This is a genomic window from Rhizobium sp. BT04, from assembly GCF_030053135.1.
Lineage (GTDB): Bacteria > Pseudomonadota > Alphaproteobacteria > Rhizobiales > Rhizobiaceae > Rhizobium > Rhizobium binxianense.
Genome location: NZ_CP125652.1, coordinates 4,429,487 through 4,452,389 on the forward strand (window position 1 = coordinate 4,429,487; position 22,903 = coordinate 4,452,389).

Consider the following 22,903-nt stretch of genomic DNA (forward strand, 5'->3'; position numbering starts at 1 on the left):
AGTTCGGGGGCGGGAAACATGGCGAACGGTATCATCGGGCGTTTCTACAAGCAGCGGGGGGAAATCCGGGAGGATCTGGAGGCGCCCGAACTGTCTTTGGTCGGCGCAGTTGAGAACATGCCTGCCCAACCCTCCGACAGCGCCACGCCGAGCGAAGAAGAGGCTTCGCTCGGGCCGGACATGGTTTCCGAGCGGGTCAATCTGCACCGCTACCTGCTCGATCGCATCAACCTCGGCATCCTCGACACGCTCGACAACGAAGAGATCGCCACCGAGATCCGGCCGTTGGTCAAGGACTATATCCGAAACAACAATTTTCCGCTGAATGCCAAGGAAATCAATGATCTGATCCGCGATATCACCGACGAGATGCTGGGGCTCGGACCGATCGAGCCGCTGCTGGCCGACGACACGATCGCAGATATTCTCATCAACGGCTACAACAGCGTCTATGTCGAGCGGAGCGGCAAGCTCGAGAGTACCGCCGTCCGGTTCAAGGACGAGGACCACCTGTTGCGGGTGATCAACAAGATCGTCTCGGCGGTTGGACGCCGCGTCGACGAGTCGACGCCGATGGTTGACGCCCGCCTCAAGGATGGCTCGCGTGTCAACGTCGCCATCCGGCCGATCTCGGTCGATGGACCGCTCGTTTCCATCCGCAAATTTACGCGCAAGCCGCTGACGATGGAGCGCCTGGTGCAATATGGCGCCATGGCCGATGCGATGCGCATCCTTCTCAGCGCCGCGGTCAAGGGCAAGGTGTCCATGGTCATTTCAGGCGGCACCGGTTCCGGCAAGACCACCTTGCTCAACGCTCTCTCGTCGCAGATTTCGCCAAAGGAGCGCCTGATCACCATCGAGGATGCGGCCGAGCTTCAACTGCAGCAGCCGCATGTCGGGCGTCTGGAAACCCGACCGCCGACGCTCGACGGACGCAACGAGATCCGTCAACGCGAACTTTTGAAAAACGCCCTGCGCATGCGTCCCGACCGCATCATCGTCGGCGAAGTACGCGGTGACGAGGCGTTCGACATGCTGCAGGCGATGAACACCGGTCACGAGGGATCGATGACGACCATTCACGCCAACACGCCGCGCGACGCCGTCGGCCGGCTTGAGCAGATGGTCGGCATGGCAGGGATGCCGATGTCGCAGTTGAGCATTCGCTCGCAGATCTCCTCCGCCATCACCATGATCGTGCAGGTCCAGCGCCTGAGTGACGGCACGCGCAAAGTTGTCTCGATTTCCGAGATCACCGGCATGGAAGGTGAAGTCGTGCAGATGCAGGAGATTATGAAATTCAAGAAAATCGGCACCGATGAAGGCGGGCGGATCCATGGAGAATTCCGCGCCACCGGCATCCGGCCGCGGTTCGTCGAGGAATTTGCCGAACTCGGGATCGAAATCCCCGTGACGATTTTTGATCCCGGCAAACCGCTGCAGACGGGACCTGTTCAATGATCCTGCTTCTCCTTTACGCGGCCGTTTTTACCGCCGCCCTTGTTGCTGTCGAAGCGATCATGCGCGGCTATTTCAAGACATCCGAACGCCACCGCGCTGTGAACCATCGGCTGAGCTTGCTCGAGGTCAGCGATGATCATCGCAAGACCTATGGCGATATGCTCAAGGAGCGCGGCGCCGCAACCAGTTGGCGGCAGACCCCGTTGATGCAGCGGCTGCTGCGGTTCTACGCCCAGTCGGGAATCAAGTTCGATGCCAAGCGTTTTGCTCTCTACGCGATCGCGGGCGCTCTTTTGACGTGGCTGGTCGTCCAGATCCTCCTGCCGAGCACTCTGTTTAGGGTGCCCGCCTTTCTGCTGATCTGCCTTCTCATCCCCGCACTCGTCGTCTGGCGCGCCCGGGTGCGCCGCATGAGGAAATTCGAACTGAAGCTTCCTGAAGCGCTCGATGTCGCCAATCGCAGCTTGGCCGCAGGCCACCCGCTGCCGGCGGCGATTTCTTTGGTGGCGCGCGAGATGCCCGATCCGATCGGCACCGAGTTCGGCCTGCTCTCGGATGAACTCACCTACGGCGTGACGCTGGACGATGCCCTCGTGAACTTGGCGGACCGGGTCGGCGTCGAGGATCTGAACCTGCTTGCGATATCGCTGAGCGTACAGGCGGGAACCGGCGGAAACCTCGTGGAGATCCTGCAGAACCTTTCGAAGACGCTGCGAGACCGCACGCTGCTGAAGGCAAAGGTCAGGGCGATTTCCTCGGAAGGACGCATCACGGCGATCTTCATGTCGATGTATCCGTTTCTGCTCTACGCGATGATTAAGATATTGTCGCCGACCTACTTCGACCCTGTCTGGGATAGCGGCCACGGAACCATTGTCGTGAGCGTGCTGCTGGCGGTCATGGCGACCGGGAATGTCATTCTCTACAAGATGGTCAACTTCGAGTACTGAGGCTGTTATGTCGAGTGAGTATGGAATTTACCTCATCGTCTTCTTTGCAGTGCTGATCTTTTCCGCAGCAGCATCGGAATTGTTTTTTCGCCAGCGCGAGGTCTCGGTTCGGGTGTCGAAGAGCTCGGCGGCAACAGGCGAAGAGTTTCACCTTGTCGATACGACGATTGCCGATCTCGGCGAGGCGGAAAACCGGTTGATCCGTCGTTATTTCGAGATTACCCGGCGTGACACCAATGTGAACTCTACTCAGAACCGGCTGATCAGGGCAGGCTATTTCGCCGCCGGTGCCGTGACCACCTTTCAGGTGGTTCGCGCCGTGGTATGTATCGGCGTGCTGGTCGCGGCGGTCTGGGTTCTCAATTGGGTCTCGCCTGATATGTCGGGGGTGGCGACGCTGATCGTTGCCATGTTTGCCGCGGGCTCCACCTTTATTCTGGTCAACATCTATATCGACCGGCGTGGCGCCGCCAAGGAGAGGGAATACCGCCGCCTTTTTCCCGATTTCATGGATATGCTGATCGTCTGCCTCGATGCGGGCATGAGCATCGAGGCGGCGGCGAACCGCGTTGCCCGGGAATTCGTCGATAAGCGTCAGGACTTCGGCCTGCATCTTTCGATCATGATGCTGGAAGTGCGGGGTGGCCGGCGATTGCGCGAGGCGCTCGCGAACCTTGCCGTCCGCCTGCGGATTGACGAAGCCCGGGCCCTATCCGTTCTGTTCCGCCAATCAGAGGAACTCGGGACCAGTGTAACGCAGACGTTGCGGGTCTACTGCAAGGAAATGCGCGACATCCGAATTATTCGCGCCGAGGAAAAGGCAAACGCCCTGCCGGTCAAGATGCTGCTGCCGCTCGGCGCGTTCCTTTTTCCGGTAAGTCTCATCATCGTTCTCGTTCCCGTCGTTATGCGAGTCGTCAGTCTTCTTGTCAGCATTAAACCCGGCGGTTGAGCCAAGCGAGGTCGTATGCAGTATTCGCTCGAACAGAATCGTCACGAGGCCATCATTTCCCTCGATCCGCGTATGCCGATGGCACCGGCAGGCATCGAACAGGCCGGACTGGATCCGTCGTTCCTGCTTCGGCTGGCGTCAAAATGCGCGGCCGAGCAGGATACGACCACGGCATCTCATCTGGCTGACCGCATGAAATTGCCGAAAGTGATCGTCAATATCCTGATCAAGGAGCTCGTGAAACTCGCCTATCTCGAGGCGCGCGGCTTGGCTGGTGAGGATGTGCGATCCGATATTCGATATGCGCTTTCCATGAAGGGGTTCGAATATGCCCACGCGGCGTCGCGTCAATGCCAATATGTCGGGCCGGCGCCGGTGTCGCTCGATGCGTTCTGCCGGCAAGTCGGTTTGCAGTCCATCCATCACGAGCGCGTGACCCCGGAGCGGCTGAACAACAGCCTTGACGGGCTGGTGCTGTCGGACGCCCTGGTCGAAAAGCTCGGCCCGGCCATCAACTCCGGTCGCTCTATCCTGCTTTACGGACCACCCGGCAACGGAAAGACGAGCATCGCCGAGCGGACGTCGCAACTGTTTCGCCAAACGATCTGGGTGCCCTACGCCATCGAGGTCGGCGGCCATGTCATCAGTTTCTATGACGAAGCCGTGCATCACCCCGTATCGGAGGCTGACACGGAATCTCATCCGAAAGCGGATCAACGATGGATCGAATGCCGCCGTCCGGTGATCAAGACGGGCGGGGAATTGACCCTCGATCAGCTCGACCTCACCTTCAACGAAGGACCGAATGTCTACGAAGCGCCCATACACTTAAAGGCGTCCGGCGGCGTTTTCATCATCGACGACTTCGGGCGTCAGCAAGTGGCGCCGCAGGCGCTCATCAATCGCTGGATTGTGCCGCTCGAGCGCGGATATGACTTCCTGACGCTGCACACCGGCAAGAAGTTCAGGGTTCCCTTTGACGAACTGGTGGTATTTTCGACGAATATCGCTCCGAAGGACCTTTCCGACGAGGCGGGCTTGCGGCGACTCAAGTATAAGATCTTTGTGAACACCCCGTCGCGCGACGAATATATCAGAATTTTCAAATCCTATGCCAGCGGCGCCGGATTGGCTGTCTGTGATCCAGACCTGAACCTGTTCTACGATCGCAAGTACAACGGCGATGTGCTCGCGTCTTGCTACCATCCGAAATATCTTCTGGATTTCGTCGGATCTTACTGCGAGTTCAACGGCATAGCCGGAAACGCGTCGCTCGATATGCTCGAACGGGCGTGGGAAGGTGTCTTCACGTCGGAATGATTGCGGACCTGGCACTGATCGCGGCCAACGCAGATTTGATGACTTACGGGGGAGTAAACGAATGACCAGCATTCCGAATATCGAGGTCGAAGCAGACCGCGCAAAACCAAGCAAGACGCCAGCAATGGAGCCGAGAGGCTCAAAAAGCCCGTTGCTCGTCGGTTTGCTCCTGATGCTCCTGCCTGTGAATGCCGGCGTTCTCATCTATACCGCCAAAAACTCTGCGGATGTTCGCGAGAGCCGCGAGACCATTGCCGCGCTCAAAAGGTCCATCGATGGCCTGAGAGGACAAATGGAAAAGCAGTCGGGCCACATCGCGGACAATGCCAAGGCCGACGACGTCGCCCTTATCCGCCAGGAGATGGATAGCCTGCAAAAGGCTATTTCGTCGATGAACGAACGGATGCGCAGCGACACCAGCGTCACACGCATGGGGTCGGCTTTGGTCCTCAGTGCGCCCGGCAAGGAACCGGCACAATTTTTCGCACCCCGTGCCATGCCGGCGGAAACGCAAACTCCGGATAACACTCTGGCATCCATCGAAGCCGGGGGCATTTCAGTGAGTGACCTGCCGCGCTACGAACGAACACTCTCGCCGGAAGGCCAGCTCATACTTCGCAAGGCGCGGTAAACGACCCCAAAGCCATCGCCGGACGCTGCCATGGGGCGGCGCCGATGCGCGCAATGCGGCTAGGGCGCTCTCATCTCGACGCAGATTGCCGATTGCTGAAGGGCTTATCCCCGCTGAGCGTAATTCACGCTGTTCTTCATCAATTCGAGATTGCGGGCAGTGATTTCGTTTCCGGGATCAAGCTCATAGGCTTTCAGGAAATACCGCCTGGCCGTGCGCAAGTCACCGCGCAACAGGTGAGAATATCCGATATTGTTGTAGTAGACCGGGGTGTTGCCGATCATTCGCGACAGCTGCTGGTAGGCGCGGTCTGATGTGTCGAAGCGGGCAACCATGTCGGCGGAGGCCGCCAAGCCTAGCCAGGCGGCCGGATCCTGCGGAAACACGTCAACCGCTCGCTTGTAAATGGCGTAGGATTTTCCGTAGTTCTTTTCCTGGAACTGCAGTTTGCCGGTGGTGATCAACTCGTCGTTCTTATAGAAGGCGACGGCTGAGTCATCCTCGACGGTCTTTGCACTATCGCCATAAGCAGCCAGGCCATCCACGCCGGATGACTGGCAACCAGCTAAAATCGCTCCAGTCGCTATCAAAAGCGCAATGCATTTAGTTCCAGCTCTGATCTGCAACATTGGCAATTTGATCCCCATCAGACACTCTTACCGAAGACTCGGATGCGTTCACCGGCAATCATCGTGAAAAAAAGCTAACAACTCAAGAATTTAAGCATATACTCACAAAAAAGCGAGAGAGGCTGTCTTCGCCGGAATGCGATAGTGTGATAAAAATGCCTACTATCCAAGGTAGGCATCATCTGCCTTGCGACTCTTCGAGTGGAAATCAATCAACGTCGCCTATCCCCTCCTCAGGTCAAAGGATGGAACGCCGCATGTGGATCGCTCTTTTCACGATGATGCGACTTGGGCCATCGCTGGCTTACGCGATAGCATCGATCTTCGTTCTCAGCATACCGCTCCTGGAAAGCCATCCCTCAAGCGCCTTCGCCTGGTGGCTTTACATGACGATACTTCCGGTCATGCGCGAGCCCATCTATCTGCTTTTGGCGGTACCCGGCATTGGAATTTGGAGCGCCACGGTCCTGTTGATGCTGGCATCGATTTTCGGGATTCGAGTGGCCATGCAGCCGCAAAGACACCGCCGCTCAGGATTCATCCATGCCCATATCGCGCTGATCGCGACCGGTCTAACCATGGTGCGGGGAGCCGTTGCGCAAGCCGGCCTTTCCGAGTTTGCGCTGCCTCAATTTCAACGGGGCGACTGGTCGTTCCTGCCGCTATCCCAACCGCTTGGGCCCTTCCTTTTCATATCCGTGTTTTTGGCTTGCATCTGCAGCCATTTAACAGTCATCAAGCGTGCAATATCGGCGGGATAGAAAAAGCGTTCAAATCCTGATTTCGTTCAGCCCGGCTGGTTGACCCAAGCATAACCGAAACGATAGCGGTCGTCGCCGCGCGGATAGAAATAGGGCGCGTCGATCACCAATGCCCCGGGTGCGGGCGCGCCGAGATTGGCCTGCAGCCATTCCGCCATATCAGGCGGCAGCGCTTCGCTTCCGTTCTTGGGAAGGAGCCACACCAGGAGAAGCGGGCGCCGGCCTGAAAGATCCGGGTGGAAGCCGGGATAATCCACCGAAAGGACCGGCACGCCGGGAATATCCTGCCTGAGGTTGCCGGCAAGCAGGCTGTCGCCGGCAAGGATCGCCGCCGGTTCGGCCTGTTGGCGCAGCGTTTCCAGCATCGTGGCATAGGGCCTGTTCAGCCGCTCGTAATGGCCGGTGAAACGTGCGGCTGCGACGCTGCCGTAAAGGGCTGCCGGCACGCCGATCATGATGATGGCGATGACGGCCATGAACCGCCGGAACGCTCGGTCCGTCACGACGCCCGCTGCCTCGATCTTCAGGCAGAAATAGAGCGGCAGGATGAACAGCATCGGCACCAGCCAGCGATCCTTGATGCCGGCAGCACCGCCGAAGACGATCAACGACAGAATGCCGACCAGGAAGACGAGCATCATCCGCTCGAACAGCCGCGTCCATTGCGAGCCCGCCGTCAGCGCCGGACGAAGGCCCTTGCCGAAGACGATGGCGAATACCGCCACGGTCAAGCCGGCAAAGCTGATGATGGCGAGAGCAAGCGAGCTGATCCCCATGGCCACCTGCGCGGGATAGCTCGCATGGCCGCTCGCGGTCATCTTCTCCAGCGTGCGCGCGGTGGCGAAATCGAGATTGCCCTTCAGCCAGAAGAGATGCGGCAGGGTGATGATGAGCGCCACCGTCGCCGTCAGCACCAGCCGCCGATCGAAGATCCGCGGCCGCAGTCGCGCATCCGAAAGTGCGACAATCAGAGCTGCCGCCGGCAGGATCGCGAAATTATATTTGGCTAGCAGGCCGAAACCGATGCCGATGCCTGATATCAGATAGGAGGCAAGGCTTGGCTGCTTCAGGCTGCGAATGAAGCCGTAGATGAAGATGCTGGCCGAGAAGAACACGGCGACCGTATGCGTCAGGTCGCGCTGCATCTCGAAAGCCATCTGCGGGATCGTCAGCAGCCCAAGCGTGGCGATCGCCACCAGCGCCTTGTCGCGCAGGACGAGACGCGCGGTCAGGCCGTAGAGCAGATAGGCGATGAACAGCAGAAGGTTCTTCACCACTGAAAGCGCGGCAAGCGAGACGCCCGTCAATTGAAAGACGGTATATTGCAGCCAGTTGTAGAAGGGTGGCTGTGGGCCGTAGCCGGCGGCAAGCCATTGCGAGCGGAAGGCCTGTTCGGCCTCGTCGAGATCGAGCGAATGCGAGGTGGCGAGCCGCACGCCGACCTGAAGCATGAAATAGGCGGCCAGCAGAGCGAAGATCCACCTGATGTCGCGAAGTTTGCTTTCGGTCATCTATTTGGTCTCCGGCTGCACCCAGGCGTAGCCGAGAGCGAAATTGTCGCCCTGGCGGCCGAAATAATAGGGAAGCGACAGCGAGCCGATCTCCTGCGCCGCAATGCCCGCCGCCGTCAGCGCCGATGAAAACCGATCCGGCATGGCCGCATCTGCAGCCGTCGCCGTCGTCTTGCCGCGCCAGGCGATCAGCACCGGCCCCTTGGCTTCGGCATAGGCCGGAATGCCCGGTGCCGGAAAATACGGGATCACCACCGGCACATCGGGAAACTGCAGCCGCATGTTGCCGCCGATATAGGTGTCGGAAGCGATCACCAGCGCCGGTCGCGCCTGTCGCGTCATCTCGCGCGAAAAACCCGCCATCGGCACATTCGGCCGGCTGTAGGTGCCGATCAGCCCGGCGCCGACGACGCGGAAGCCGAGTGCGATCAGCACGCAGGCCATCAGCACCGGCACCACCGGCCGGAAGCGGCGCAATCCGGCCGAAAGGTCGATGCCGGCCGCCTGCATTTTCGCCAGGAAATAGATCGGCAGCACCAGCAGGAACGGGTCGAGCCAGCGCTCACGCACCGTGGTGGAGCCGGTGACGAGCACGATCAGGACGATGCCGGCAAGGCTTGCGAGCATCATCCGCTCCATCATCCCGGTCCAGCGGTTTCCGGCCGAAAGCGCCCGGACAAAATCCCGGCGGAAGGCGGCGGCGAAGATCGCGACCGGCAGCGCCGCAAAGGCGACGATGGCGACGAGAAAGGCGAGAAGGCCCTTGCCGATCCGCATGATGCCGGCGGGTTCGTTGCCGGCGGCCATCTTGACCAGAGTATCGGAGGAGGCGAATGCGAGATTGTCTCGCAGCCAGATCGCATGCGGCAGGACGATGACGAGCGCGACAGTGATCGCGGCCAAGATGCGCCAGTCGAACGCCCGGCGCCGCCATTCGGCATCGGGCAAGATGGCGATCAAGGCGGCGACCGGCATCAGCGCGAAATTATACTTCGAGATCAGCCCGATGCCGGTCGCAAGCCCGAGCAGGAGATAACTGCCGATATCGGGCCGGTCGAGCGTGCGGAAGAAGCCGTAGAGAAACAGCGAGCTGGCAAAGAGCAGCGCCGTCGTGTGGGTCAGGTCCTGCTGGGCCATGTAGGAGACCTGGGGCAGGGTAATCAGCGCCAGCATGCCGACCGCGGCAAGCGCCTCGTCCTTCAGCGCGCGCCGCCCGGCAAGGCCATAGAAGAGATAGGATAGGAACAGCAGGATGTTCTTCGGAACGATCAGCGCGCCGATCGACATGCCCGTCAGCGAAACGACGGCATATTGCATCCAGTTATAGAAGGGCGGCTGCGGGCCGTAGCCCGCCAGCAGATATTGCGAGAAGAAGGACTGCTCAGCCTCGTCGAGCTCCAGCGAATGCGGGAGCGCGATGCGTAGCGCGATATTGAGCACGAAATAGGCCGCAAGCAGCAGGCCCGCGGTTTTGATCGTCCTCGTCGCGCGCTCCAGCATCATGCCGCCGGCTTAGGCTTGGCTTTGATCGTCGAAGATCTGCCGCACGATATAATTCGGCGAGGCGTCGTCGCGGTAATAGGTGCGCGCGATCATTTCCGCCAGGATGCCGGTGGTGATCATCTGTACCGACGACAGCAGCAGCACGACGCCGACCATCAGCATCGGGCGTGTGCCGATATCGTTGCCCATGATGAACTTGTCAAAGCCGAGATAGATGAGGATCAGCATGGCGACCGCGCCGAGGCCAAGCCCCAGCGAGCCGAAGAAATGCCCCGGCCGCGCCTTGTAGCGCATGAAGAACATCACCGACAGCAGGTCGAGGATGACGCGGAAGGTGCGCGAAATGCCGTATTTCGAAACACCGTGCTCGCGGGCATGGTGAGTGACGGCCATCTCGCCGATGCGCGAACTCGGGACGACGCCGGCGACCCAGGCCGGGATGAAGCGGTGCATTTCGCCCATCAGCTTGACCTGCTTGATGATCGAGGCACGATAGATCTTCAGGCTGCAGCCGTAATCGTGCAGCTTGACGCCGGTGATGCGGCCAATCAGGTAGTTGGCGCACCAGGAGGGGATCTTGCGCAGCAACAGACCGTCCTTGCGGTTCTTGCGCCAGCCGACCAGGAGGTCGAGTTCGCGCCGTTCCAGCTCCGCGACCATCGCAGGAATGTCCTTCGGATCGTTCTGCAGGTCGCCGTCCATCGTTGCGATCAGCCGGCCCTGGGCGGTGTCGATACCGGCCTGCATGGCGGCGGTCTGGCCGAAGTTGCGCTGCAGCTCGACGATTCTGAGCGCTAGCCCGTCGCGTCCGACGAACTTGCGGGCGTTGACGAGCGTCGCATCCGTGCTGCCGTCATCGACGAGGATCAGCTCCCAGCGATGGGGATAGGCGGCCATCGCAGCCACGACACGCTCGACAAGCGGGCCGACGCTTTCCTCTTCGTTGAAAATGGGCACGACCAGCGACAGCTCGAGCGATTGTACCGGATCATTCGTACCGCGAATGGGCTCTACCGTTGTCTGCAACTTTCATCTCCAAAAGGCCGGGCGCCCGAGCAATCTTACTGCCGCCGCCGCGCTTGCGGAAGGCTAGTACATGAAGTGTCTGCCGGTTGCCAGCGGGCAATGCCGGTTTCCCCGCAATCGGTTGAGCTGGCGCAACGCTATTTCGCGCCTCCCTCCACCCAAGAGTAACCGATGGAGAAGCTGCGTTTGCCGTCACCGAAGAGATAGGGCAGCGTCAGCGTCTTCAACTCCTGCAGATGAATGCCCGATTTGACGAGATCGTTGGCGAAACCGGGGGGAATCGTTGGGTCATCGGCGGTCTCGCCGCGCCAGATCACCAGCACCGGCCCCTTCGCCGTTGCATATTCGGGAACCCCGGAACCCGGGAAGAACGGGATGACGACGGGAACGTCGGGAAACTCCAGCTTCATGTTGCCGGCCACGAACTTGGTTCCGGCGACGATCAGAACCGGCTTGCGGGTCGCGGTCAGCTCAGCCGCGTAGCCGGAGAAGGGGACGTTCGTTCGCGTATAAGTGCCGATATATTGAATGCCGACGATCCGGAAAAGAAGGATCGACAGGATGACGACCATGAACACCGGCACCACGGGCCGGAAGCGGGCAAGGCCGGCGGAAAGATCGAGATCTGCGGTTTCCAGTTTCAGGAACAGATAGAGCGGCAGAACGAGCAGGCACGGGTCGAGCCAGCGCTCGTGGATATCGCTGGCGCCAGCAAAGAGGATCACGGCGACGAACGCGATCAAGCTGATGACCATCATCCGCTCGATCACGCGGATCATCGGGCTGGAAGACGAGAGCGCGCGAAAGAAATCGCGCCGGAAGGCGGCGGCGAGGAGAACGATCGGCAATGCGACGAAGCCGAGGACGGCGATGACGAGGGACAGCAGTCCCTGTCCGATGCGCGGCAGGCCGGCAGGCGCCAGGTCTTCGGCGGTCATCCGCTCCAGCGTCGGCGCAGAAGCGCTGGTGAGATTGTCAGGCAGCCAGAGCGCATGCGGCAGCACGATCAGAATGGCGAGGGCGATCGCCGGCAGCAAACGCCAGTCGATGAGACGGCTGCGCCATTCCCGGTCCGGCAGCACGGCGAGGAGGGCGGCGGCCGGCAGGATGGCGAAATTGTATTTCGAGATCAGGCCGATGCCGGTGGCGATGCCGATGATCAGGTAGCTTGCGATCGTCGGCTGTCGCAGTGTGCGGAAAAAACCGAAGAGGAAGAGCGAGGTCGCAAACAGCAGGGCGACGGTATGCGTCAATTCGCGCTGCGCCATCAAACCCACCTGCGGCAGGGTGATCAGGCTCAGCATGGCGACCGCTGCGAGCGAACGGTTCTTCAGCACCTCGCGGGCCGCAAGCCCGTAGAACAGATAGCAGCCGAAGAGAATGATGTTCTTCGGCACCGACAGCACCCACATCGATATGCCGGTCACCGAAACGATGGCATATTGAATCCAGTTGTAGAAGGGCGGCTGCGGGCCGTAGCCTGCAAGCAGATATTGTGAATAGAAGGATTGCTCCGCCTCGTCGAGATCGAGCGTATGCGGCAAAGCGATGCGCAGCGCGATGTTGAGCAGGAAATAGACTGCCAGCAAAATGCTGGCGCTCGTAATGCTTCTGGTAATCCGCTCCAACATCGATCTCCATGTCAAGCCGGCAAGGCGTGTCATTTACCAGTCAGCACTCGGATCGTCGGCGGGGAAGCGCCTTCGCCCCCATCGCCATCAACTCCGCCGTTGTGCGCAACCTGCATTTCTCTTAAAAGGCCTGGCGACGGGACCGGTCCCATACCGACCCAAGCGAGGAATGCCTACTACATGAAGAGTTCGATCGTTGAAAGCCGGCAATCCTGGTTTATGCGCAATCGCATGACCGTTCTGACGGTCGTCATCGTCGCAGCCTATGCGCTCTTCATCCAATGGTTCTGGGGGTGGCCTGTCATCATCAGGCAGTGGGCCGATGTCGGCGCCGGCCCGGTGATCGGGGCGCTGGTCCTCCTGACGAGCACCTATTTCCTGCGCACCTGGCGCATTTATGATTATTTTCCGAAGGAGACGGCCGGCCGGTTCACGGTTCTCTTCCGCGTCACGCAGATCCACAATCTGTTGAACATCATGCTGCCCTTCCGCACCGGCGAGACCAGCTTTCCGCTGTTGATGCGCACGGAGTTCGGCATTCCGCTGACGCGCGGAACCTCGGCGCTGTTCGTCATGCGGTTGCTCGATCTGCACGCGCTTGTGGCTGCCGCCGGTATCGGTTTTGCCGTCGCTGCCGCCAATCCGATCGTGGCCTGGTCGCTCTGGACGGGTTTTCTGCTGCTGCCGGTCGCGGCTTTCGCCGCCCGTAAACCGCTGCTGCGCCTGGCCGCCAGGCTGCTGCCCGATAAGGCGCAGAAATTCGTCGTCGAGATCGAAAACGGCTTGCCGCTCGATGCCATCGCCTTTGCCCGCGCCTGGGCGATGACCATCGTCAACTGGCTGGTCAAGGTAATGGTGCTGGCCTGGGCGCTCGGCCTGATGGGCGTGCTGCCGATGGCGGCAAGCTTCGGCGGTGCGCTTGGCGGCGAGCTCTCCTCGGTGCTGCCGGTGCATGCGCCGGGCGGCGTCGGCACCTATCCGGCCGGCATCACCGCCGGCGCCATTGCCTTGGGCGCCTCGAGCGAGCGACTGGCTCTGGCGGCGCTGGCGCAGGCGAGCGTCAATGCCCACCTGTTGATCATCGTCTCGGCGCTCACCGGCACGGCGATCTCACTGCCGCTCGGGCGTCGCGCCAAGCTCTGAAATCCGCTTTCTCAGAAACGCCTGCTCCGGCTCCTGCCGGCAGAGCGACAGCGCCGTTTCATAGGCCGCGATCGCCTCTTGCCTCCGGCCAAGACGGCGCAGGAAGTCGGCGCGCGCCGAATGGGCGAGGTGATAGGCCTGCAGCTCTCGGCGGAGAATGGCGTCGATCAGATCCAGCCCCTTGGCCGGTCCTTCCGCCATCGCGATCGCCACGGCGCGGTTGAGTTCGACGATCGCCGAGGGCTGTGCGGCCAGAAGCAGATCGTAATAGAAGGCGATCCGCCGCCAATCGGTCTCCTCGGCGGTGGGCGCCCTGGCATGCTCGGCGGCGATCGCCGCCTGCAGCGTATAGCTGCCGATCTCTCCGGTCCGCATCGCCTCGGCAAGCAGCGCCAGGCCTTCGGTAATCTTCGCGCGATCCCAGAGCGAGCGGTCCTGATCGGCCAGCAGCACCAGCGATCCCTGCTCACTGCTGCGGGCGGAACGGCGGGAATCCTGCAGCAGTAGCAGCGCCAGCAGGCCGAAAACGTCGGGATGCGGCAGCAGCTGGAGAAGCAGCCGTGCGAGCCGTATCGCCTCTTCGCTCAGCTCGGCGCGGACCACATCTTCACCCGAAGAGGCCGAATAACCTTCGTTGAAGACGAGATAGATAACGTGCAGCACCTGGTCGAGCCGCGCAGGCAGCGCCTCGCGGGCGGGCACCTCGTAAGGGATGTTCGCCGCCCGGATCCTGCCTTTGGCACGCACGATCCGCTGTGCCACCGTCGGCGCCGGAACAAGGAAGGCATGGGCGATCTCTTCGGTGGTCAGCCCGCAGATTTCCCGAAGCGCCATCGCCATCTGCGCATCGGCGGGAATGGTGGGATGACAGCAGGTGAAGATCAGCCGCAGCATGTCGTCCTCGATCGGTTCCATATCGCCGATCTCCCTGGCATCCGGCGTGTAGAGGCTGTCCTCGATGTGGTGCTGCGAAGCCTCGAAGCGCGCCCGCCGCCTTATCGTATCAATCGCCTTAAAACGTCCCGTCGAAACCAGCCAGGCGAAGGGATTGCCGGGAATGCCGTCCGCCGGCCACGTCCGTGCGGCCGCCGCAAAGGCGTCGTGGAGCGCTTCCTCGGCCCGATCGAAATCGCCAAGCAGGCGGATCAGCGTCGCCAGCACCCGGCGCGACTGCGTTCGGTAGATTTCCTCGATCACGCTTTCCAAGGGGCACCTCAGTCCGGCAGGGTCAGCATTCTTACGGGCCTGAGTTCGACGGCGCCGAAACGCGCCGAAGGAATCCGCCCGGCAATCTCCCTGGCCTTCTCGATCCCAGGCGCCTCGATGACGTAGAAACCGGCCAGATGCTCCTTCGTTTCGACATAGGGGCCGTCGGTGACCGACAGCCTGTTGTCTCGAACACGCAGCACGGTCGCCTCGTCCGGCATCGCAAGTGCATCGGCATGGATCATGATGCCGTCGCGACGCAACTCCGCGTCGAAGGCGAAATGCGCCTTGATGAGCTCATCGGTCTCTGCCGAGGTCAGTGTGCCGTCGGTGTCGGCGCAATTGTAGATCAGGCAGATGTAGCGCATGGTTCAGCACTCCTCCTTGATCGAATAGGCCGGCCGCACCTCGATCGAGCCGTAGCGCGCCACGGGAAAGGTGGCGGCGATTGTGGTTGCCTCTTCCATGTCTTTTGCCTCGATCAGCACGAAGCCGCCGAGATGTTCCTTGATTTCGGCGAAGGGGCCATCGGTCGCCGTCACCGCATTGTTGCGGACCCTGACCGTCACGGCCGTTGCGGGCTCACGCAGCGCCAGCGCCACCAGCAGGTGGCCGCTGTCGCGCAGCCTGTCATCGTTGATGATCGAATCCTGCGTCAGCTTTTCGCCGTCCTCGGCGGAAATGGCATTGATTTTTGCGGTTTCGAACCAGACCTGACAGAGATATTTCATCGCCGTCTCCTCACGTTTGCTTGCCGAAGACATGAATGGGCCGCACCTCGATCGCGCCGAGCTTGGCAAGCGGGATGCCGGCGGCAACGCGGATCGCTTCGTTGAGATCCTTTGCCTCGATCAGGATGAAGCCGCCGAGCGCCTCCTTCGTCTCGGCGAAGGGACCGTCCGTCACCGACATCTCGCCAGCCCGCACCCGCACGGTCACCGCCGCCTTCGGCGGCTGCAGCGCCTGGGCGACGATCATATGGCCGCTTTCGACGAGGTCCTTGTCATAGTTCCAGGAATTGGTGTCGAGTTCGGCCTTCTCCTCTTGCGCCATGGCGTCGAGTATCCCGCCATCGAACCAGACCTGACAGAGATATTTCATCGCAGACAGCCTCCTTGCGAGCGTTCATAACCCTGGACGACCGAGCTTCGCGCATTTCGACAGCCGCGGAAAAAATCTTTTGTGCCGGTCCGGTGTCGAAATCGCAAGGCAGCGCTCGACAAGGCTTCGTCGAAACCTGTCGAGGAGAATGGCAATGAGTATTCTCGAAATCGCCCTGGCAAACCAGATCTGGGCGCGCCGCCGTGAAAAGCGCCAACTGGGGCTGGACGATACCGATGCGCTGAAGGTTCTCCAGCGTATCGCATTCGTCATCGTAGCCTTCACCCTGCTGATTTCAGGGTTGAACCTTGTCGCCGGCAGGCCGCAGATGCTGGCGGACGGCTCGGCGTCTGTTGTGGCAGGCAGATGAGGAAACGGCCTATTGGAAGGCCGTTTCGAAAAAGCTGCGCAGCTTGCGTGAATGCAGCGCTTCCTTCGGCATGGCGGCAAGCTTCTGCACGGCGCGGATGCCGATCTGCAGATGCTGGTTGACCTGCGTGCGGTAGAAGGCCGTCGCCATGCCCGGCAGCTTCAATTCGCCGTGCAACGGCTTGTCGGAGACGCAGAGCAGCGTGCCGTAGGGCACGCGGAAGCGGAAGCCATTGGCGGCGATCGTCGCCGATTCCATGTCGAGCGCGATGGCACGCGCCTGGGAGAGCCGCTTCACCGGCCCGCGCTGGTCGCGCAATTCCCAATTGCGGTTGTCAATCGTGCCGACGGTGCCGGTGCGCATGATGCGCTTCAGCTCGAAACCCTCATAGCCGGTGATTTCGGCAACGGCGGCTTCCAGCGCCACCTGCACTTCGGCGAGCGCCGGGATCGGCACCCAGACCGGCAGGTCGTCGTCGAGAACATGGTCCTCGCGCATATAGGCATGGGCGAGGACATAATCGCCGAGCCGCTGGCTGTTGCGGAGACCGGCGCAGTGGCCGAGCATCAGCCAGGCATGCGGGCGCAGCACGGCAACGTGGTCGGTGATCGTCTTGGCATTGGACGGACCGACGCCGATATTGATCATGGTGATCCCGGCATGGCCCTTCTTTTTCAGATGGTATGCCGGCATCTGCGGCAGGCGGGTGAGGGCGGAATCCGTTTCCGGCGCGTTCGAGCCGGGCAGGGTGACGAGATTGCCGGGCTCGACGAAGGCAGTATAGCCTTCGCCGCCCTCGGCCATCAGCTTCCGCGCCCAGCCGCAGAATTCATCGATATAGAACTGGTAGTTCGTAAACAGCACGAAATTCTGGAAATGCTCGGCATGCGTCGCCGTATAATGCGACAGACGGGCGAGCGAATAATCGATGCGTTGCGCGGTGAACGGCGCCAGCGGCGAGGGCTCTCCCGGCGGCGGGATATATTCGCCATTGGCGATCTCGTCATCGGTGGTGTTGAGGTCGGGCGTGTCGAAGATATCGCGCATCGGAACGTCGATGAAGGCGTTGGTCGATGCTTCCACATGTGCACCCTCGCCGAAGGCGAAGTGCAAGGGGATCGGCGTCGTCGATTCCGAGACGATGACAGGAACATTGTGGCTCTTCATCAAGAGCGCCAGCTGCTCCTTCAGGTAATGCTTGAAGAGCTTCGGCCGGGTGACTGTCGTCGTATAGATGCCCGGTGCCGTGACATGACCATAGGAAAGCCGCGAATCGACATGGCCGAAGCTTGTCGTCTCGATGCTGACCTGCGGATAGAAAGCGCGGTAGCGCGAGGAGATCGGCGCGCCCTGTGCGAGTTCGGTGAAGCTCTGGATCAGGAACGCCGTATTGCGCTCGTAAAGCGCCGTCAGCGCTTCCACGGCCTTGGCGGGATCATCAAAACTCTCAGGCTGGAAAGGGGGCGGTGAGGATATGTCGAGCGGCGACAAAGGGGAGATTCGTTTGTTCATGACGCATTATAGAGAGTTGTTTTTGACAAGCAAACGACGCGCGCCAGCGGAATCCGATTATTTTATCTTGCCCGTCTGATGCGAATGCCTGTCGCCTAAAAGTGCGCAGCAGTTTGGGACAACGATGTGCATAAATCAAAGTTACTGCACCGATGGCGCGCAGAAGTTGCCGTTTCTCTCCAGGCAGGTATAGCTCGCGCCGAAATGCGACTGGGCGCCGCCGCCGCCTTTGTGCACCACGACGGCTGAAAATGTGATTGCGAAGATCGCCGCAAACAGCGTGATGATGCTGAAGCGTCTTGCCAGAATATAGATGTTCATCGCCTTACCCCCGATACGCACTTCATCGTGGCATGAGTTTTGCCATGCGACGGCTGAACGAGTGCTGAGATACCGGTTCATCCACCGTTCAGCTTGCGAGGCAGGCTCGGCTAGGTTGCGGAGAGGAGCGGTAAGCGGCCGTCGGGGAGTCGACGCCATTCGGCCCCGCCGTGTGGCTTAGCGGAGGGGCCGTAAAGGGCTTCGAAGCATGCCGACGCGCGGCTGCTTCTGCGTTCGAGATAAGCGTTGCGCAGGCATCCTATAACCTCAGAGCCGCGTCCAGGTCTGCGACTTGCAGAGGATCTTCATCACGCAGCCCTGCATCCTCAGCGAATCGCCGGAAATCTTGCCGGAGCCGCTATAGGTTTTCTCGGCGGCCGGGTCGGTGATCTCGCCGGCATAGCTGCCGTCGGTTCCGGCAAGCGTGCCGATCTTCCGGCCGGCATATTTGCCGGTCTTCAGCGTCACGCAATAACTGCCGCCGCAGGATGCGATCACCGCCGTATCGCCGGCGGCCGTCTTCCACTTGCCGACGATCGGCTCCTCGGCATGCGCGATACCCGCGATCACTGTCATGGCTGCGGCGAGAACGAAGCTGCGGATCATCTTTTCCTCCATGATGTCATTGATCGGTCGCGAAAATAACTGACGCGAACGTAAAGGTAAATACGTGCGGCCGCTTCCCTGAATCTGGGGGAAAAAGGCAAGAAAAAAGCCGTCTGGCGAACGTGCAGCGATGTCGCTTGCTGATTTCATGATGAACGATCCCTTTATTTTCAAATCTGAATCTTTCGTAAAATTGAAGCCGAAATCCTTAATTTGCAAGGCATCCGATGTTTAACAAAAAACCAAATTTACCAAGCATTTGCACTTTGTTTGTCTCAAATTAATCATGCATTTTAGGCGTTTTTTGAAAGCCGTTTGGCATAGTGAACCCATCAAACGAGCGGGGCAAACCCGCCGGACCGCAAGGGCCGCAAGCCGCGATAGACGGCAACGCCCGGAGGTAAAACAGGGTAAGTCATAAACAGGCTAACAGGGATAAAACCGATGGCACGCTTTGAAATGCACAATGCTGAAACGGCCACCATGGGTGGCGACAACAACGCCGATGTCTTCTGCGAAATGGGTCTGATGTATGCGACCGGCCGCGGCTGCGACATCGATCTCGTCGCTGCCCACAAGTGGCTGAACATCGCCGCTATCAAGGGCAACGATCGCGCCGCCGAGCTTCGTGCCGACGTGGCCGCCGCCATGGACAAGATGCAGCTCGTCGCAGCGCTGCGCGCCGCCCGCGAGTGGATGACGGTTCACTGAAACCGTCTCCAGCTAACATTTCGACAGGAATAACAACCTCGAAAGAGGGGGCTGGCGGGGCGCTTTGGACGGGGCCGATGCCAGGAGAAGGGAACCGCGGCCGGATCCTCCACCGGGCGCGGTTCTTCTGTTTTATCGGGTGACATTCTTCAGCACCTGCGGCAGCGCTTCTTCGACGAGTGCCATATCCGCCTCAGGCCCGACGCTGACGCGGATGCAGCGGTTGAGCGGCGCCACACCGGGCATGCGGATGAAGACGCCGTGCTCCATCAGGCCATCGACGATCGCCCGTGCGTACACGCCGTCGCGGCCGGCGTCGATCGCCACGAAATTCGTCGCCGAGGGCAGGGGCTCAAGACCGTTCGCCCGGGCAATGCCGCCGATCCGCTCCCTCGCTGCGTGGATTTTGCCGACCACCTCGGCGAGATAGGCCTGGTCCTTGAGGGCGGCGAGTGCTGCTGCCGTCGCCAGCCGGTTCATGCCGAAATGATTGCGGATCTTGTCGAAGGCCCGCGCCGTGCCCGGCGTCGAGATCACATAACCGATGCGTGCGCCGGCAAGCCCGTAGGCCTTGGAGAAAGTGCGGGTGCGAACGACGTTCGGCAGTTCGATCAGTGAGGCGATCGACGGCAGCGACCCTGCCGGCCCGGTTTCGCTATAGGCCTCGTCGAGCACCAGCAGCGTCGTCTCGGGCAGCGCCCGGGCGAAGGCGACGATGCTCTCGGCATCCCACCAGCTTCCCATCGGATTGTCGGGATTGGCGAAATAGACGAGCGACGCATTCTCGCGCTTCACGGCATCGAGCAGGCCGTCGAGGTCCTCGCGGTCGTTGGCGTAGGGAACGCTCACCAGCCGGCCGCCGAAACCGGTGACATGGAAGTTGAAGGTCGGGTAGGCGCCGAGCGAGGTGACGACGGGTGCACCCGGCTCGATCACCAAGCGGACGATCTGGCCGAGCAATTCGTCGATGCCGCTGCCGATGGCGATATTGGCGGCCGAGACGCCGAGATGGGCGCCTAGCGCTTGCCTCAGCGCGAAATTCTCCGGATCATTGTATTTCCAGATATTGCCGGCTTCCTCGCGCATCGCCGCAAACACCGAAGGGGCCGGGCCGAAGCCGTTCTCATTGGCGCCGATGCGCGCGAGAACGGCCAGTCCGCGCTGGCGCTCGATCGCCTCGGGGCCGACGAAGGGAACTGTGGTGGGCAGGGCGCTGGCGAGGGGGGTGAAGCGCGAAAAGGCGGACATGCGAAGGCAGTTTCCCGGGCATATTGACAATTGACGAAACAATAGGCCCGGGCCCGGCCAACGCAAGCAAGATTATTTCTGCAGCAAGCCTGTTACGGGACGGTTCACGCCCTGAAGATCGGCGCGCGCCGGGCGGCGATCGCTTCCATGTTGCCGACGAGGAAATCGGTGCGGACGACGCGGCGCAGGACCTCGGGGTCCATGATGTTGATGAACCGCACGCCGATGCGTTCCTTATGGCGGTAGACCTCGGCGCAGCCGATCCGATAGGCGAGGCCGAGAATGTTGAGATAATAATGCTTCGGCAGACCGGCCGTGGTCGACACGATGAACGTCGCGCCGCCCTGCGAGATATCGATGATCTCGGCGCTTCGCATGGAGACGCCGGTGAGGCACGGCCGGACGGCGACGATGCGGGCTGGCCGCTTGACGCTGAACTCTTCCCAACGCAGGTCGTAGATAGCGGACTTGACCGTGGCAAGGTGGGTGGCGCGGAGCATAGTCATCTTACATTCTCCGTCAGTCAGGGCACATTTGGGGTTCTTGCTCCAGCCAACGTCACATGAATGTTTTGCACATTCGTCAAAGATAAAATGACAATTTTAACGAGTTTAAATTTTGTTCCCAAGCGGGACGCCCGATGTGCATTATCGGGACGCGGGGCTTTCATTCGAGCCGGGGATTCTGCCGGCGAAATATCCGTCAGCGCCGTCGGTAAGGTGCCTCGGGCCATGTCGATGAGGCTATAGCCGAGCTGCCGGTAGCGCAGCTTGGCGAGATTGGTGATGTCGTAGCTGCCATAGACCGGCCGGAACGCCAGGCGTTCGATTTCGGCGCAATTTTCCCGAACTCTTTCAATTGCCGGGCGTTCTGCCTTGATCGATGAAGCACGGCGCGCTTCGAATGACGACAGCGAGGAGTTGAATATGACCAACGTCAAAATCCCTTGGGAATCATGGGTGGTGGTCTGTGATGGAGCCAAGGCTCTGATCATGCAGAATGCCGGCGATGCCAAGCTGATGAACCTGAAGGTGCTGGAAACTCTGACGCAGCCGAGCGCGCCGGATCGCGAGATTGGCGCCGATAAGCCCGGCCGGACCCATGCCGCAGACGGCTTCAGCGGCAGCGCTGTCGAGGAGACCAGCTGGCAGGATCAGGCCGAAGCCGAATTTCTGAAACAGGTGGCGGAAAAGCTCGATGAGCTGGTACAGGAAAAGAATGCCCGTCGCATCGTCCTCGTTGCGCCGCCGAAGGCGCTCGGCACATTACGGCCGGCGCTCCGCGCCGATACGCAGGCGGTGATCACCGCTGAGGTGGCGAAGGATTATACCAATATGCCGGTCGACGAGATCGAGCGGCATCTGGCCGCCTGAGTCGCTCGCAGCCATGAGCCGTACGCAGTAACTTGAGGAAACGCGGGTCGAGAGGCCCGCGTTTTCGCGTCATGCCAGCGGTCGCTGCCCGGCGAACAGATCTTCATGACCGGCAAAGAGCGCCGCCAGGCGGTCGATGACGATCCTGACCTCCGGCCGTTGCCGCTCGTCGTCATGCGCAACGATCCACATGTCATAGGTCAGTTCGTCGATGAGAGGGTCGGCGCGGACGAGCTTGCGCTCCTGATCGCCGATGAAACAGGGGAGCACACCGCGGCCGGCACCGCCGCGGATCAGGTGAAACAGCATATGCGGCGTGTTCGTCCAGCTGGTGATCCAGTAATCCGGCTGTTCGAACGTCCATTTGTCGGCCGGCGTGATGGCGGTATCGGTGCCGAGCGAGATCCAGTTGCAGTTGGCCGCGTCATAATCTGCCGCCTGATAAGCCGCATGCGCTACCTTGCCCGAAGGACGGATCGCGACATTGCCGCTCTCCGGCCGGCTGTGGCGAATGGCGATATGCGCTTCCCGATAGGTGAAATCGACGCCTGTGTCGCAGGTCTTGTAGCACATGCGAAAGCTGTCCTTCGGCGTCCAGACGCTGCTGAGATGATCGGCGATGAAGCGCGAGGTCCAGCTGTCGGCGGCCGTCGAGACGATCGGCAGTGTCAGCACCTCGCCGCGCCAGTCGGAGATCGCACGCGCCGCATCCTGCATCAGCCGGACGCGATCGAGCAGCTCCTGTCCGTCCTTGGCGAGGAGATAGCCGGTCGGGCTGCGGGTAAAGAGCGAGCGGCCGGTCGCCCGTTCGAGCACCAGCATGCGCCGGCCGATCGTCGGCGCGCTAATCCCGGTGCGCGCGGCTGCCGCCGAAAGCCCGCCGCCGGTCGCGACATGGAAGAAAAGTTGCAGGTCGTCCCAGCTCGCATCTTTCATG

26 protein-coding genes are annotated in these 22,903 nt (G+C 60.9%); 10 read left to right on the forward strand and 16 right to left on the reverse strand.

Annotation, left to right across the window (positions count from 1 at the left end):
• The first annotated feature begins 18 nt into the window (after positions 1 to 18).
• The 5 genes from QMO82_RS30015 (at position 19) to QMO82_RS30035 (ending at position 5,314) form a co-directional block, all read left to right on the forward strand.
• On the forward strand, positions 19 to 1,461 hold the full coding sequence (locus QMO82_RS30015) for a CpaF family protein (RefSeq protein WP_183606288.1): 1,443 nt from the start codon (positions 19 to 21) through the stop codon (positions 1,459 to 1,461).
• Complete coding sequence (locus QMO82_RS30020) at positions 1,458 to 2,411, forward strand: type II secretion system F family protein (RefSeq protein ID WP_183606289.1); 954 nt, start codon at positions 1,458 to 1,460, stop codon at positions 2,409 to 2,411. Before QMO82_RS30015 ends, QMO82_RS30020 begins: the two co-directional genes overlap by 4 nt.
• Before the next feature lie 7 nt (positions 2,412 to 2,418).
• Positions 2,419 to 3,363, forward strand: a complete 945-nt coding sequence (locus QMO82_RS30025; RefSeq protein ID WP_183606290.1) for a type II secretion system F family protein — start codon at positions 2,419 to 2,421, stop codon at positions 3,361 to 3,363.
• A 15-nt stretch (positions 3,364 to 3,378) separates the two neighbouring features.
• Complete coding sequence (locus QMO82_RS30030) at positions 3,379 to 4,683, forward strand: AAA family ATPase (RefSeq protein WP_183606291.1); 1,305 nt, start codon at positions 3,379 to 3,381, stop codon at positions 4,681 to 4,683.
• A gap of 61 nt (positions 4,684 to 4,744) precedes the next feature.
• Positions 4,745 to 5,314, forward strand: coding sequence for a hypothetical protein (locus QMO82_RS30035; RefSeq protein WP_183606292.1), 570 nt, complete (start codon positions 4,745 to 4,747; stop codon positions 5,312 to 5,314).
• 104 nt (positions 5,315 to 5,418) lie between these two features.
• Here the strand turns inward: QMO82_RS30035 and QMO82_RS30040 are convergent, their stop codons facing one another.
• A complete protein-coding gene (locus QMO82_RS30040) occupies positions 5,419 to 5,943 on the reverse strand; it encodes a tetratricopeptide repeat protein (protein ID WP_183606668.1) in 525 nt (174 codons plus the stop codon).
• Between the two features lie 257 nt (positions 5,944 to 6,200).
• On the opposite strand from QMO82_RS30040, the gene QMO82_RS30045 reads away from it, so the two are divergent.
• Complete coding sequence (locus QMO82_RS30045) at positions 6,201 to 6,704, forward strand: hypothetical protein (RefSeq protein ID WP_183606293.1); 504 nt, start codon at positions 6,201 to 6,203, stop codon at positions 6,702 to 6,704.
• Between the two features lie 26 nt (positions 6,705 to 6,730).
• On the opposite strand, the gene QMO82_RS30050 is transcribed toward QMO82_RS30045, so the two are convergent.
• From QMO82_RS30050 to QMO82_RS30065, 4 genes are all read right to left on the reverse strand, one after another.
• Positions 6,731 to 8,215, reverse strand: coding sequence for a glycosyltransferase family 39 protein (locus QMO82_RS30050; protein ID WP_183606294.1), 1,485 nt, complete (start codon positions 8,213 to 8,215; stop codon positions 6,731 to 6,733).
• A complete protein-coding gene (locus QMO82_RS30055) occupies positions 8,216 to 9,715 on the reverse strand; it encodes a glycosyltransferase family 39 protein (protein ID WP_183606295.1) in 1,500 nt (499 codons plus the stop codon). It lies immediately after the preceding gene.
• 12 nt (positions 9,716 to 9,727) lie between these two features.
• The gene (locus QMO82_RS30060; RefSeq protein WP_183606296.1) at positions 9,728 to 10,744 is read right to left on the reverse strand and encodes a glycosyltransferase family 2 protein; all 1,017 of its coding nucleotides are present in this window, start codon (positions 10,742 to 10,744) and stop codon (positions 9,728 to 9,730) included.
• Between the two features lie 137 nt (positions 10,745 to 10,881).
• Positions 10,882 to 12,375, reverse strand: coding sequence for a glycosyltransferase family 39 protein (locus QMO82_RS30065; RefSeq protein WP_183606297.1), 1,494 nt, complete (start codon positions 12,373 to 12,375; stop codon positions 10,882 to 10,884).
• A 180-nt stretch (positions 12,376 to 12,555) separates the two neighbouring features.
• On the opposite strand from QMO82_RS30065, the gene QMO82_RS30070 reads away from it, so the two are divergent.
• The gene (locus tag QMO82_RS30070) at positions 12,556 to 13,518 is read left to right on the forward strand and encodes a lysylphosphatidylglycerol synthase domain-containing protein (protein WP_183606298.1); all 963 of its coding nucleotides are present in this window, start codon (positions 12,556 to 12,558) and stop codon (positions 13,516 to 13,518) included.
• Here QMO82_RS30070 and QMO82_RS30075 read toward each other — a convergent pair.
• Genes QMO82_RS30075 through QMO82_RS30090 form a run of 4 tightly spaced genes read right to left on the reverse strand, consistent with a single transcriptional unit; the run spans position 13,486 to position 15,825 of the window.
• Complete coding sequence (locus tag QMO82_RS30075; RefSeq protein WP_183606299.1) at positions 13,486 to 14,724, reverse strand: RNA polymerase sigma factor; 1,239 nt, start codon at positions 14,722 to 14,724, stop codon at positions 13,486 to 13,488. The two genes, QMO82_RS30070 and QMO82_RS30075, sit on opposite strands and share 33 nt — an antisense overlap.
• An 8-nt stretch (positions 14,725 to 14,732) precedes the next feature.
• Positions 14,733 to 15,092 (reverse strand): YciI family protein, encoded by a 360-nt coding sequence (locus tag QMO82_RS30080; protein ID WP_183606300.1) that lies wholly within the window; start codon positions 15,090 to 15,092, stop codon positions 14,733 to 14,735.
• A 3-nt stretch (positions 15,093 to 15,095) separates the two neighbouring features.
• Entirely contained in the window at positions 15,096 to 15,455 is a 360-nt protein-coding gene (locus QMO82_RS30085; RefSeq protein WP_183606301.1) for a YciI family protein, read from the reverse strand.
• Between the two features lie 10 nt (positions 15,456 to 15,465).
• Entirely contained in the window at positions 15,466 to 15,825 is a 360-nt protein-coding gene (locus QMO82_RS30090; RefSeq protein WP_183606302.1) for a YciI family protein, read from the reverse strand.
• Positions 15,826 to 15,979: 154 nt separating this feature from the next.
• On the opposite strand from QMO82_RS30090, the gene QMO82_RS30095 reads away from it, so the two are divergent.
• Complete coding sequence (locus QMO82_RS30095) at positions 15,980 to 16,195, forward strand: hypothetical protein (RefSeq protein WP_246718223.1); 216 nt, start codon at positions 15,980 to 15,982, stop codon at positions 16,193 to 16,195.
• A gap of 9 nt (positions 16,196 to 16,204) precedes the next feature.
• On the opposite strand, the gene QMO82_RS30100 is transcribed toward QMO82_RS30095, so the two are convergent.
• The 3 genes from QMO82_RS30100 to QMO82_RS30110 all read right to left on the reverse strand — a co-directional run bounded on the left by QMO82_RS30100 (position 16,205) and on the right by QMO82_RS30110 (position 18,634).
• A complete protein-coding gene (locus QMO82_RS30100) occupies positions 16,205 to 17,707 on the reverse strand; it encodes an AMP nucleosidase (RefSeq protein WP_183606304.1) in 1,503 nt (500 codons plus the stop codon).
• Positions 17,708 to 17,848: 141 nt separating this feature from the next.
• Positions 17,849 to 18,028, reverse strand: a complete 180-nt coding sequence (locus QMO82_RS30105; protein ID WP_183606305.1) for a hypothetical protein — start codon at positions 18,026 to 18,028, stop codon at positions 17,849 to 17,851.
• A 267-nt stretch (positions 18,029 to 18,295) separates the two neighbouring features.
• Positions 18,296 to 18,634, reverse strand: a complete 339-nt coding sequence (locus QMO82_RS30110; protein ID WP_183606306.1) for a DUF2147 domain-containing protein — start codon at positions 18,632 to 18,634, stop codon at positions 18,296 to 18,298.
• 444 nt (positions 18,635 to 19,078) lie between these two features.
• On the opposite strand from QMO82_RS30110, the gene QMO82_RS30115 reads away from it, so the two are divergent.
• Positions 19,079 to 19,345 (forward strand): sel1 repeat family protein, encoded by a 267-nt coding sequence (locus tag QMO82_RS30115; protein ID WP_183606307.1) that lies wholly within the window; start codon positions 19,079 to 19,081, stop codon positions 19,343 to 19,345.
• 132 nt (positions 19,346 to 19,477) lie between these two features.
• Here the strand turns inward: QMO82_RS30115 and QMO82_RS30120 are convergent, their stop codons facing one another.
• The 3 genes from QMO82_RS30120 to QMO82_RS30130 form a co-directional block, all read right to left on the reverse strand.
• A complete protein-coding gene (locus QMO82_RS30120) occupies positions 19,478 to 20,593 on the reverse strand; it encodes a pyridoxal phosphate-dependent aminotransferase (RefSeq protein WP_183606308.1) in 1,116 nt (371 codons plus the stop codon).
• Between the two features lie 104 nt (positions 20,594 to 20,697).
• Positions 20,698 to 21,099: a PilZ domain-containing protein gene (locus QMO82_RS30125; protein WP_183606309.1), complete on the reverse strand. Its 402-nt coding sequence runs from the start codon at positions 21,097 to 21,099 to the stop codon at positions 20,698 to 20,700.
• A gap of 17 nt (positions 21,100 to 21,116) precedes the next feature.
• Positions 21,117 to 21,527: a DUF2177 family protein gene (locus tag QMO82_RS30130; protein ID WP_246718225.1), complete on the reverse strand. Its 411-nt coding sequence runs from the start codon at positions 21,525 to 21,527 to the stop codon at positions 21,117 to 21,119.
• Between QMO82_RS30130 and QMO82_RS30135 the strand changes: the two genes are divergently transcribed.
• Entirely contained in the window at positions 21,520 to 21,966 is a 447-nt protein-coding gene (locus QMO82_RS30135) for a host attachment protein (protein ID WP_183606310.1), read from the forward strand. The genes QMO82_RS30130 and QMO82_RS30135 overlap by 8 nt on opposite strands.
• A gap of 69 nt (positions 21,967 to 22,035) precedes the next feature.
• Here the strand turns inward: QMO82_RS30135 and QMO82_RS30140 are convergent, their stop codons facing one another.
• A complete protein-coding gene (locus QMO82_RS30140) occupies positions 22,036 to 22,902 on the reverse strand; it encodes a LysR family transcriptional regulator (RefSeq protein ID WP_283196560.1) in 867 nt (288 codons plus the stop codon).
• Position 22,903 lies beyond the last annotated feature (1 nt).

Bases quoted from the DNA above. Each gene is read 5' to 3' on its own strand.
- QMO82_RS30085 (WP_183606301.1), bottom strand. From the start codon at position 15,455: ATGAAATATCTCTGTCAGGTCTGGTTCGAAACCGCAAAAATCAATGCC.
- QMO82_RS30135 (WP_183606310.1), top strand. From the start codon at position 21,520: ATGACCAACGTCAAAATCCCTTGGGAATCATGGGTGGTGGTCTGTGAT.
- QMO82_RS30065 (WP_183606297.1), bottom strand. From the start codon at position 12,375: ATGTTGGAGCGGATTACCAGAAGCATTACGAGCGCCAGCATTTTGCTG.
- QMO82_RS30115 (WP_183606307.1), top strand. From the start codon at position 19,079: ATGGCACGCTTTGAAATGCACAATGCTGAAACGGCCACCATGGGTGGC.
- QMO82_RS30025 (WP_183606290.1), top strand. From the start codon at position 2,419: ATGTCGAGTGAGTATGGAATTTACCTCATCGTCTTCTTTGCAGTGCTG.
- QMO82_RS30090 (WP_183606302.1), bottom strand. From the start codon at position 15,825: ATGAAATATCTCTGTCAGGTCTGGTTCGATGGCGGGATACTCGACGCC.
- QMO82_RS30140 (WP_283196560.1), bottom strand. From the start codon at position 22,902: ATGAAAGATGCGAGCTGGGACGACCTGCAACTTTTCTTCCATGTCGCG.
- QMO82_RS30050 (WP_183606294.1), bottom strand. From the start codon at position 8,215: ATGACCGAAAGCAAACTTCGCGACATCAGGTGGATCTTCGCTCTGCTG.
- QMO82_RS30055 (WP_183606295.1), bottom strand. From the start codon at position 9,715: ATGCTGGAGCGCGCGACGAGGACGATCAAAACCGCGGGCCTGCTGCTT.
- QMO82_RS30110 (WP_183606306.1), bottom strand. From the start codon at position 18,634: ATGATCCGCAGCTTCGTTCTCGCCGCAGCCATGACAGTGATCGCGGGT.
- QMO82_RS30070 (WP_183606298.1), top strand. From the start codon at position 12,556: ATGAAGAGTTCGATCGTTGAAAGCCGGCAATCCTGGTTTATGCGCAAT.
- QMO82_RS30095 (WP_246718223.1), top strand. From the start codon at position 15,980: ATGAGTATTCTCGAAATCGCCCTGGCAAACCAGATCTGGGCGCGCCGC.
- QMO82_RS30120 (WP_183606308.1), bottom strand. From the start codon at position 20,593: ATGTCCGCCTTTTCGCGCTTCACCCCCCTCGCCAGCGCCCTGCCCACC.
- QMO82_RS30020 (WP_183606289.1), top strand. From the start codon at position 1,458: ATGATCCTGCTTCTCCTTTACGCGGCCGTTTTTACCGCCGCCCTTGTT.
- QMO82_RS30080 (WP_183606300.1), bottom strand. From the start codon at position 15,092: ATGCGCTACATCTGCCTGATCTACAATTGCGCCGACACCGACGGCACA.
- QMO82_RS30030 (WP_183606291.1), top strand. From the start codon at position 3,379: ATGCAGTATTCGCTCGAACAGAATCGTCACGAGGCCATCATTTCCCTC.
- QMO82_RS30105 (WP_183606305.1), bottom strand. From the start codon at position 18,028: ATGAACATCTATATTCTGGCAAGACGCTTCAGCATCATCACGCTGTTT.
- QMO82_RS30045 (WP_183606293.1), top strand. From the start codon at position 6,201: ATGTGGATCGCTCTTTTCACGATGATGCGACTTGGGCCATCGCTGGCT.
- QMO82_RS30035 (WP_183606292.1), top strand. From the start codon at position 4,745: ATGACCAGCATTCCGAATATCGAGGTCGAAGCAGACCGCGCAAAACCA.
- QMO82_RS30040 (WP_183606668.1), bottom strand. From the start codon at position 5,943: ATGTTGCAGATCAGAGCTGGAACTAAATGCATTGCGCTTTTGATAGCG.
- QMO82_RS30015 (WP_183606288.1), top strand. From the start codon at position 19: ATGGCGAACGGTATCATCGGGCGTTTCTACAAGCAGCGGGGGGAAATC.
- QMO82_RS30100 (WP_183606304.1), bottom strand. From the start codon at position 17,707: ATGAACAAACGAATCTCCCCTTTGTCGCCGCTCGACATATCCTCACCG.
- QMO82_RS30125 (WP_183606309.1), bottom strand. From the start codon at position 21,099: ATGACTATGCTCCGCGCCACCCACCTTGCCACGGTCAAGTCCGCTATC.